10 protein-coding genes are annotated in these 9,842 nt (G+C 63.3%); 3 read left to right on the top strand and 7 right to left on the bottom strand.

Annotation, left to right across the window (positions count from 1 at the left end):
- The first annotated feature begins 265 nt into the window (after positions 1 to 265).
- A complete protein-coding gene (locus tag RS82_RS21735; protein WP_045296705.1) occupies positions 266 to 1,225 on the top strand; it encodes a DUF2510 domain-containing protein in 960 nt (319 codons plus the stop codon).
- Between the two features lie 131 nt (positions 1,226 to 1,356).
- Positions 1,357 to 1,971: a DUF3558 domain-containing protein gene (locus tag RS82_RS02585; protein ID WP_157005325.1), complete on the top strand. Its 615-nt coding sequence runs from the start codon at positions 1,357 to 1,359 to the stop codon at positions 1,969 to 1,971.
- A 275-nt stretch (positions 1,972 to 2,246) separates the two neighbouring features.
- Here the strand turns inward: RS82_RS02585 and RS82_RS21290 are convergent, their stop codons facing one another.
- Positions 2,247 to 2,678, bottom strand: a complete 432-nt coding sequence (locus RS82_RS21290; RefSeq protein ID WP_157005322.1) for a hypothetical protein — start codon at positions 2,676 to 2,678, stop codon at positions 2,247 to 2,249.
- Between the two features lie 360 nt (positions 2,679 to 3,038).
- Between RS82_RS21290 and RS82_RS02580 the strand changes: the two genes are divergently transcribed.
- Positions 3,039 to 3,845 carry a thermonuclease family protein gene (locus RS82_RS02580; protein ID WP_045296702.1) on the top strand — a complete coding sequence of 269 codons (807 nt, stop codon included), beginning with the start codon at positions 3,039 to 3,041 and terminating at the stop codon, positions 3,843 to 3,845.
- 466 nt (positions 3,846 to 4,311) lie between these two features.
- Here the strand turns inward: RS82_RS02580 and RS82_RS02575 are convergent, their stop codons facing one another.
- The 6 genes from RS82_RS02575 to RS82_RS02550 all read right to left on the bottom strand — a co-directional run bounded on the left by RS82_RS02575 (position 4,312) and on the right by RS82_RS02550 (position 9,826).
- Complete coding sequence (locus tag RS82_RS02575) at positions 4,312 to 4,899, bottom strand: hypothetical protein (protein ID WP_045296701.1); 588 nt, start codon at positions 4,897 to 4,899, stop codon at positions 4,312 to 4,314.
- 8 nt (positions 4,900 to 4,907) lie between these two features.
- Entirely contained in the window at positions 4,908 to 8,333 is a 3,426-nt protein-coding gene (locus RS82_RS02570; protein ID WP_169748668.1) for a CHAT domain-containing protein, read from the bottom strand.
- Between the two features lie 291 nt (positions 8,334 to 8,624).
- The gene (locus tag RS82_RS02565; protein ID WP_045296698.1) at positions 8,625 to 8,834 is read right to left on the bottom strand and encodes a hypothetical protein; all 210 of its coding nucleotides are present in this window, start codon (positions 8,832 to 8,834) and stop codon (positions 8,625 to 8,627) included.
- Between the two features lie 158 nt (positions 8,835 to 8,992).
- On the bottom strand, positions 8,993 to 9,274 hold the full coding sequence (locus RS82_RS02560; protein ID WP_052676664.1) for a hypothetical protein: 282 nt from the start codon (positions 9,272 to 9,274) through the stop codon (positions 8,993 to 8,995).
- A gap of 106 nt (positions 9,275 to 9,380) precedes the next feature.
- Positions 9,381 to 9,584 carry a hypothetical protein gene (locus RS82_RS02555; RefSeq protein ID WP_045296697.1) on the bottom strand — a complete coding sequence of 68 codons (204 nt, stop codon included), beginning with the start codon at positions 9,582 to 9,584 and terminating at the stop codon, positions 9,381 to 9,383.
- Positions 9,581 to 9,826 (bottom strand): glutaredoxin family protein, encoded by a 246-nt coding sequence (locus RS82_RS02550; RefSeq protein WP_045296695.1) that lies wholly within the window; start codon positions 9,824 to 9,826, stop codon positions 9,581 to 9,583. The genes RS82_RS02555 and RS82_RS02550 overlap by 4 nt, the downstream gene beginning before the upstream one ends.
- Positions 9,827 to 9,842 lie beyond the last annotated feature (16 nt).

The raw sequence follows: 9,842 nt of genomic DNA, 5'->3' as shown, positions 1-9,842 counted from the left end.
TCCGCGGACGAGGCATCGACAGCCTCCCCAGCATCCGCACCACCACCGCAGAAACGCCTGACTAGACTGCCCGCAACCGTTCACTTTTCAAGCGCCGGAATCGACCAGTTCTGCAGCGCCGCCGACAGTGCTCGCTAAGGTCAAAGGGATTCTGGGGGAATCGCGTTGACGGAATGGCTTTCCAACAGCCATCAGTAGCGGGAGGACCAGCCCTCTCGGGCCGGCACTTACCGCTGCTCAACGTGTGGGTGAGAGGAACAAACAAATGTCGGAGACGACTCCCGCTGCACCGGCCGGCTGGTATCCCGCCGGCGTTGAGAGTCAGGAGCGCTACTGGGATGGCACCGCGTGGACTGACGAGGTTCGGCCCACTGCCGCTGCGACCATGACTCTCCCCGCGCCGAACGACGAGCCCTCTCCGCAGAAGCCGACACGCAAGATCCCATTGTGGGTCTGGATTCTCGCAGGCGCACTCGGTCTGGTAGTGGTGATTCTGGTGATCGCCGGCACTGCTCTCGCTCTTGGTAGTGCGGTAGGCAGCGTTGCCGGGGCGAAGCCAGCAACGAGTGAGGCAGCGGTCGCTGACGCCGAGACGGTAGCTGTCCCGAATGTGATCGGCATGACGATTTCGGAGGGACGCGCCACGCTCGAGTCTGCTGGCCTCACGCTCGCCGCGCCGGCGGGTGCTGCCGACGACGAGGTCATCGACTGGCAGTCCGTGCGTGCAGGGGCGGATGTCGAGTCCGGCAGAGAAGTCGAAGTCACTGTCGAGGAAGACGTGGCCGGGACGCTGGAGAGCCCGCATCCGGCCGGTTACGCGCTGACGATCTATCAGGGCGATCCGGACAACACTCTTGCGACGCTCACAGTCGCTATCAAGGATCCGAACGCGGGTGCCGCGATCGCCGCGGCGAACCAGTTCAATGACCCAGCACAACCGGGATATCACTATGTCGCCGTCGAGTACACGTTCACTGGCGCCTCGAAGACCGAGCCCGCGAACGTGACCTCGCTGCTCTGGGACTGGTCGCTGGCGCAGACCGACGGCACGCTGATCGGCGAATCCAATACGACCGTCGTCTACCCAGACGGGTGGAACAACGCGTACGACGTCAACGACCTCTACGAGGGGCAGACGGGCTCGGCAGTGGTGGTCTATCAGGTGCCGGACTCGTACACCGGTCCGCTCCTCGCGACCGCATACGGGCAGTACGTCGCGCTCTAGTCCGGCCGCCGCCGCGTCGTCCTATTCACGAACCCCGGGCCACCCGCGGGCCGGGTGCGCGCGGCGGCAGTCCTATGACCTTTCTATGATCGTTTCGTCGGGTCGGCCCGACAGAGAGTGTTGGGGGACTAATGAATCAGCTCGTCCGCAATGCGGTCGCTTCGACGGTTGTGTGTGTGGTGTTTGTCCTCGGGGGTTGCTCCGCAGGAGGCGCTGGGGAAACGAGCGGCGGCAGCACTTCTACACCCGGCGCCGTCGAAGTCAAGGAGGAGCTGCTCACCGTCGACATGAGGATCGCTCGATCCCTGCTCGATCCCGATGGCACGCTGACCGATGACGCGATCGTTGCCGCGGCTAGCGAGAAGGGCTTCGCCGCCGTCGTTGACGGCGATGTGGTCGTGTATACCATGACCAAACCGCAGCGGGACGAGATGCTGGCGGACATGCGGTCCTCCGCTCAGACGGCCGTCGACGAGATGATCGCGGACGACTCGAACTCGGTGACCGGGGTCGAATTTGACGACACGATGACATCCTTCCGCGTGGCTGTGGACGCGACGCGCTTCTCCCAGTTGGAGAGCTTTCTCGTCCTTGCCTTCTACCTCCAGGGGGCCTTGTACCAGCAGTTCGCTGGAGTCGCGCAAGACAATGTGGACGTCAAGGTAGATTTCGTCGACGACGCGACCGGTGAAGTGCTGCACTCCGGGTCCTACCAGGAGATGCAGAAGAACCTTGGGCAGCAGTAGCGCACACTGTTCGACACACCAGGAGTGGCCGGGGCGGTGAATCGCTTCAGGTGCACGCACACAGCACCGCCGCCGCGCGCGCCGGGTCACGCGCCCGTCGAGCGGTCGCAGCGGCTCCGCTCGGTCTAGCCTCACGGACAACAATCCCGGTGCGCGATGGGCGTCCCGAAGCGTGCCGGTGCCCGCACGAGGATCCTCGGTGGCGAGCGAGGAGAATCCGCGAACACTTTGTCTGTCGTGCAACGCCGGCACGAGTAACCGATTCGGAGGGGAAGTCACCCCCGTGCACGCGGCCGGCGAGGGCTCAGCGGGGTCTCTGCGAATAGGGATGGCGGTCGTTCTTTAGACGAATAGAGTCGCAGCCGCAGGTACTCCCAGATCCGGGGATCGATCGATTCTCGACCTGCTTCGGGAGCCGACTCTAAGAGATCGCGCATGGCCTGCTCTGCCTCTGGGTCCTCGCGCCCTTTCATCGACCGCATCCACTCTCGCGCAATTCTGTTGTAATCGGCTTGCGTGGCGCCGGCCGCATCGATCGTGTCAGCCAGTACATCTCTCGTCGTATCCGCTTCGGCCTTCACCGCGGCGGTCTTCCGCCGGTTCGTTAGTCCGAGAATGAGGGATACGACGGCGAGTGCCGTGGCGGCCAACCCACCGAAGGCCGAGATGTAGTTGGGGAAGACAACGCCCCAGAAGTCGGTCGCCATGCTGAAACCCTACGGCGGGTCCACTGGCGCGTTGTCCGTAGATGGTCCCGCGATTGGGCGTGCCTCCGGCGGCGGCAAGGGCCGCGAGATCTGAATCTCTGCACCATCCGACGGGCGGTCACAGAACGTGATCCGCCGGATACCCCCCGACGGTTCCGCATTCGAACGACGCACGCAGAGGGATTCCATCGCACCGCGTTCAATCGCTGACTGGAGGCGTCGTCGATTCCGACTATCGTGAGGTCGGGCGGCACACCCTGGGCTTGCGTGTCGCGGGTGAGATGGCGCCCGCCGCGGGGCGCGTTTGGGGGGATACCGGTGCGTCTGGGGAAGGCGGCGACGGCTGCCACTGTGGTAGGGATGCTGGCAACGCTGCTGGTTGGGTGCGAAGGTAGACCGGCCGAGATCGTGCCGGATGTCGCAGGCCTGACCGCTTCTGAGGCGTTGTCGGCGCTAGCGGCGCAGGACATCGACGCGCCCGACTATGAGTGGGCGCTTGTGCCTCCTTACGACACTCTCCCGCTACTGGGGACGGAGCCGGCGGCAGGATCAAGCGTGCGTGCGCCCTGGCGCATCGACCGCCTCGTCTTTACGCCGATCACGGTCACCGCAGTGGTGGACGGGGCAACTCTGGATATCAGCACTGGTGACAGGCTGCGACTCATCGGCATCGCGCCGCGCCCACCCGGCGAGTGCGGATCCGCGGAGGCAACTGCGGAGTTGGCGAAGTGGGTGACCGGACAAGAAATATACGTCGAGAACCCGCCCGAGGTAGAGGACCGGGATGACGCGGGGAGCCTGCTGGTGTATGTCAGCCTGCAAGGCGTGAACGACGTCGGATACCAAATGGTACGAACCGGCATGATGACACCGTCCAACAGCGGACATCCAGCGTCGGACATCTACGCCAACGGGTTCTCGGAGGCATTGCCCTACTCGTGTGCGCCTCCTCCTGCACCAGAGAGTCCCGCGCCCGTCCTTCCGGCGATGAAGGATTGGCAGTGCACATACGACCCCACGATGAATGAGAACTGGTACGACGACGTCGTCTGTCGCAACGGCTCGCAGGTCGTGCGTCCGATCCTGAGGGAGTGGGATGACTTCATCGAGGAATGGGAGATGCGCGAGGAGGCGGACGCTTATGAGCGGTTCCTCAACGACAGCTGATCGCCAGTCCCGGTCGGGTACACAACCAGACCATCGTTCCGAGATCTTCATTGGCCAATAGGCACGCAGGGCGCCCCGCGAACGCGCGGGTGTCCGACCACGAATCCGGATGCGCGCCACGGCGGCCTTCTCAACTTGAGTCCGTCCACCGCCGTTTGCACGGTCAGCCTCCCGGATCGTGCCACTGCTCGCATGAGGATCAGTGTGAGTTATCCGCCCAGCAGTGGAATCAGTGCAGCAGCTTGCTTGCGCGCTGAGTCGCCCGCCAAGGGTGCCCGAAGCCGCATGCCCAGGAAGGAACCGAGCGCGCTGAACGCCCGCTTGACCCGCGAAGGAGAATCAGTCTCGACCGCATTACCTGCATCCGCAACGAGAGCTGCGACCGCCGTGCTCATGTCAGCGGGCAGTGTTGAGAGGACCTGTTCAATCGCATCGAGCACTGCCGTCGATCACGCAAACTGACAGCTCAGGCGTTCGGCACCCCTTCCTGAGCTGCGGTGTCTCCGTCACCCTCCTCGCCCGGAGTTATCTCAGGCATCTCCTCGGGGGGCTGAGGTAACTGCGCCATGCCCGAGCCTGCCCGAAACAGCCCGACCAGGTCTCCGAGCCATCCCGCAGGCCAGCCGTAGGAGATGACGGTCTCCTCAGATGAACCGTCGGGGCCCTTCTTGACGCGGCGCTCGGAAGCTTTTCCTCCGGTGACTACGTAATGAACGCCGTACATGATTAGAAGAGTGAGGAGAATCGGTTCCAGCCCGCTCAGCTTGGATTCTGCCTGCCTCGCCCCCTCTTCCAGGATGGCTCTTGACGACGGATCCTTCAGGAGCTCGTCCACCGCAAAGCGGGTTGCAGCGCGGACGACCGCAGGATCCCTGAACTGTGCGAGGACACTATCCAGCTCGACATCTGCGGGTAGGGTGTCCTGCATTTGCGATCGCAACTCCTGCTCCGTGGCGAAGTTGCTCTTCCGCGCGGCAAAGTACTCCAGTGCGACTAGGCGTTGCACGTCGGTCGCGTTCGACAGCCGAGGGCCGGTTCCGTCAGCATCGTTCATTCAATCTCCTAGACTCGCGGCATACCTTGCACGAATAGCGCCCATGCTATCCAGGCGGGTTTGGTCCTAGCAGCCTCGATGCAAGCATTGCGCGTAGCCTCGATTGGATCCTCGCCGTCGAGTAGGCGCCGCCCAACCTCGGTGAGGATTGACAATATCTCGGGTGCTGGAACGTCCCACCTCGGTGCAATCAAGACCGCCGTGCCCTGGCGACGGAGGGCCCTAAAGAGGCCAAGCTGTTCGCCCAGACCGGCGTATCGCGAAACCCCAGTTGAGCAGGCAGCGGACAGCACGACTACGGGTGCTTTATCTAGACCCCTAATCTCCCGAGGCCCCAGATGGAACTCCGCGCCGGGACCTGCACCACCAAGATCCTCGGTCCACGGCAAGGCTTCGTCCGCGCTGATCTGCCAGGTCATCGTCGCACTTTCGGCGTCGCGAACTCCATGACACAGCATCGCGACGAGATCGACACTCGCCATCAGTGCGAGGCAATCGTCGACGGTCGCCCGTTCGTTTGCGAGGTCGATTGCCTTCGCACCGAGTGTCGATAGCGCGTTGGCGGCCTCAAAGAGCGAGCGCGCGACGTCCTCGCTCTCTCCTGTGCGCGGCACTGTCACCACCCCGATACTGCCTGGCCTGCGCCAAGCCGGCGCCGAGCTGAGTGTGCCCCACGACGGAATAGTCGTGGTCGGGCACAACGGACCGAAGACTGCCTGCCAGGGAATGCCCGCGAGCAGGGCGTGCTCAATGATGACCAGGCCTGCGAGAGAGAACTCGTGCACCACAGCTTCGGCCCATTCCCGTAGCCGGCTCCATCCTTCAACATCGAAAACGTCCCCGCTCATGTCGCTTCCCCAGAATGTCAATCGGGGCGCAAGGCGGTAAGCCATGTCATCGAGCCCCTCGGGGAACGGCAGCTGGATTGGATCCTCACCCTCGCGAGAGAGCATGCTGAAGACCTCTTCGCGTGACGCCATCCATTCGATGACACCCCAACTTTTTGGCAAGCGCGGAAGTTGATCAGGCCATGGCAGGCCACCCGGCGCGTCAGATTCCACCGCCCGCCCGACTACGTCCCTGCTCAGCTCGGCTATGACTCGGGCGACATCGGTCGACACCCCCGATCCGAGCATTTCCTGTGTAGCGTGCTCCAGGAGCACGCTCAGGTTTCTCGTTGATGCAGATACGGCGGCGACATCGACAGTCGCGCTGTACGTTCTGCGCAGGGACTCTGGCACCGAGTCAAGTGCCGCCCGCATCGACTTCTCATCTCCTCGATGCCAAGACTGTAGAGCCACGCCCACCAAACCCAGTGGGGAAGCGTAACCCCACATCTCGTGCGTGAGATTGGCCAGGCGTTTCCACCGCTCGTGCTCCCAGTCCTTCAGAACAAGCTGGGCTCTCATCGCCCAGACGGCCATGAGCAAATGACGAATATGTGCGCCGCAATCGCCAAACTCACTCGTGTCCTCGATGCGTCGGGTTGCCTCGCTCCAGGCGGCCCTCCCTAGCGCGGTGCCGAGAACTCCGCCCGATTGAAGCTCAAGATTCAGTATCGTCGCGCACACCATAGTGAGGGTTGCGACGTCATTGAGCTCTTCTAGTTGCACCTGCTCGAGTGCATCGAGAGCGCCAGCCATATCGCCCGAGAGTTCCAGCTCCTGCGCGCGGGTTGCAGCACTGACATAGCCAAGGGGATGGCGAGCCATCCTCTTGGATACCAAGAGCGATCGGCGAGATGCTTCGGCTGCGCGGTCTGGATCGCCGAGTGCCAGGTGCGTGGCTGCGAGGCTTGCATGTGCTGCGGCTCGGTGCGCTTCTGGCATCTCGTCGGCTAGGCCCTCAAGCGCGGCCAGCGCCCCTTCGAGATCCCCTAACTCACGGCGCAGGATGGCGCGATTGAGCCTGAGCAACGCGAGTTGCTCAGCGCGCACGTCGCCTCCATCAGATTCCTCAACTTCTTCGGCGTAGCGTTCGAGCGCCCTTAGCGCATCAGGAATGCGCCCGAGCAGCCGTAGAGCGTTAGAGCGCTCGAGTTCTAGCGCGAAACGTGCGTTCAGCGGCGCCGACGATTCTTCAGGGCGCGGCTCTGAGCCAACCAAGGCCAAGAAGGCGGCGGGAGCACCGTAGAGCTTCGAGATCGTGCCAACCCAGGCGTCGACCTGCATCGAGTGGGTGAGCCAGTCGGTTTTGCTGATCGCACCATTTACCAACCACTCGGCCAGCGCCCCCCGCAACTCTTCGCGAAGCGCGAAGGCGAGCGGAAGGCGATCCGTGGTGACAGTCCTTGAGACTGCCACTCCCGCGAGTAGGAACTGCGTTTCGGGACCGAGCGCGTAGGGCGACCTCGCCCTGAACCATTCGCGAGCGACCTCCATGGGCTGTCCAGAGTCGACCCCGGCAGCACTGGAGAGAACTGACTCCAGCAAGTAGCCCCGCCCGGTCCGGACAAGGGCCTTCGCCATCGCTGGGAACGCATGCGGCCGCTCTCGGCAGAGGTAAACTGCGCAGTCGACCACGTCCGATGGATCGGTGGAAGCCGCGACGAGATTTGCCGGGAGGTGAAGCGACTCCGCATGGGGCGCCTGAGCTTCAGCCATGGTTTCCATCTGGAGCCACGCCCACGACCACTGTCGACGAAAGGGCAGCTCACGTTGGGTCACCGTGCACAGGTAGGCACTGATGGCTCCGAGCGCGTAGCGATTGGCGCCAGAGATTGCAGGATTCGAGATGAGGCGCTGCGCCACCTCGATCCAGCGATCCAGCACGCGCGGAGGGACCGCGCTCAGGACGACAAAGCTCGATACCCGGTCCATCAGAGAACGCTCCGGAACCGCCTCTCCCTGATACTCAGAGATATCAGCCACGCTAAGCCACGCATTTAGCACGAGTTGGTCAAGATGGTCGAGAGCAAATTCGAGTGACGAGGTTTCAGCGCTAGCTGCGGGAGAGGAGCGGGCTTCCCTCGGCACGAATACGGCAATCTTCGTGTCTGGGGCTCCGACCATGGTTAGCGCGTACATGGCACAGAAGAATTCTGGGGTCAGACTTTCAAAGAGATCCGATGGGACCGACTCGCTGGCCAGCTCTAGGCGTGAATACTCGTTAAAGGCTTCGATATGCCGAGCACGCCATTCGGTCAGCCACGGGGCCACCGCGGCTGACCGATCGACGAAGTACCCACGCTGCACGTAGTGAAGAGCGAGTTGCTCAAGATACTCTTCATTGAGTCTGTGCTCCGGCGCGACGAGAAGCACACGCCGTTGCTCCCCCGAGATCAGGACGCTAGGGCGTGTAGCGCAGCTGCTTTGCCCGCAGCGCTCGTTCGGACCGACGTCAACTCTTTGCAGCTCAGCATGAACGGCGAGGACCTGTTCAAGATCAGACATCGAACGCTCGTCGACGGACGTCACTTCGTGCGGCGCATCCACAGCACCACAGAACTCGCATGTCATTCGCGCGCCCCCGCTAGCACGCGTCAAACATAGCTTGTTCGTCGCCCCTCGCCCGCGTCGAACAACCTCCCAGTTGTCGCAACTCTAGATAGTTCGCGAGGTCGCGAGCAACGATTTCGATGCGCCGGATCGATGCATCGCGCACTCCAGACTCGATAACGCCGCCAACTGGATTCTGGAATGCACGCCGGGGCACCTCGAGCGTTCGATGCGCGTATGAGGATGGTCGATGGGCGAGGCAGCTCTGGGACTATGGTCGGCGACTCTTCAGCTCGCTTGTGGAGGCCCCTGGGATAACGCCTGTCGGATCCGCCAGACGGGAAAGCCGCTGAGCTGCGCAATCAAGTCGACATCGAACTCGTGCTCGAAGTACGCCACCCGCACCGCCCGGATGCGCGACGGATTGCCACCGAAAGCAAGTGTGAACTCGGTGGCGTAGCGCTCCCAGACGCTCACCTCATAGCCCGGTGCGGTCACGATGCATTCACCTCATCCCGGGTCTGACTCTCAGGAGCGGTCGCGGTGCTGATGCGATGCTACGACACCCGTGTTAACGCCAGAAGACATGGGATCCCGGAAAGCCCGCTACGCACGGTGTACACGCCTGCGGGGATGGCCCGCCCGTGGCGCACCGTTCACACCGGAGCGACCCGGGCAATGGGGTCCGGCTGAGACTGCGTCATCGTCACGTCCGGTCGCCGCAGGCCCCTAGCGGTGGTGAGCACATCGTCCCGCGATGCATACCAGCCGGGGCGCATGCCAAGCCCGAGCCAGATTGCCTCGTAGCCGCCGTCCACTCGTTCGACGTAGGCAACCAGACGCGCGGCGTCGTGCTCGTCGATGTTGGTGTCGCACAGTCGCCACGCAGATTCGTCGAGCGGTTCGAACACCAGATTCTGTTGATCGACAGTGATCATCTGAACCTCCGAACCAACAATGCGCCCTCGCCGCTCGCTACACCAGCCCTTGACCGATTCTCGGGGACGACGTTCGGTTGAGTCCCCGCGGTCCGGCGCACCTCGGCTACGGCATCTGCCCCTGTCGCCGCGTCGGCGTTGTCGTGCTGAGCGTGGCGTTTCCGGGAGTCTTGCCGTTGCAAGCCTGGAAGTACCAGTAGTCCGCGTCGTTCTCGGCGCGGAGCCAGGCTTGTTCAAGGTGGGCCAGTTGTGCCCGGAGCGCATGCGCCTCGTGTGCGGCTTCGAGCCAAAGGTCGATGAGCGTGGTCATGAGCGGGCGATTCGGTCGATGTGGTCGGGGCGGAACCCGCTCCAGTGGTCGTGTTCGTCGACGACGACCACGGGGGCTTCGGTGTAGCCGAGTTCGTCGACGACGTACTCGCGTGCCGCAGGCTGCTTCCGGATGTCGACCTCGACGAAGGTGACGCCCTTGCGGGTGAGGACGTCTTTGGTGAGCTTGCAGCGTTGGCAGCTGGGTCCGGTCGTGTACACGGTGACCGCGTTGATGGTCATGTCCTTCTCCCTTTCG

Origin of the sequence: Microbacterium trichothecenolyticum (assembly GCF_000956465.1) — a bacterium.
In the GTDB taxonomy this organism is placed as follows: Bacteria; Actinomycetota; Actinomycetes; order Actinomycetales; family Microbacteriaceae; genus Microbacterium; species Microbacterium trichothecenolyticum.
Note: the sequence above shows the minus strand (reverse complement) of the source record. Positions and strands in the feature narration are given on the sequence as shown.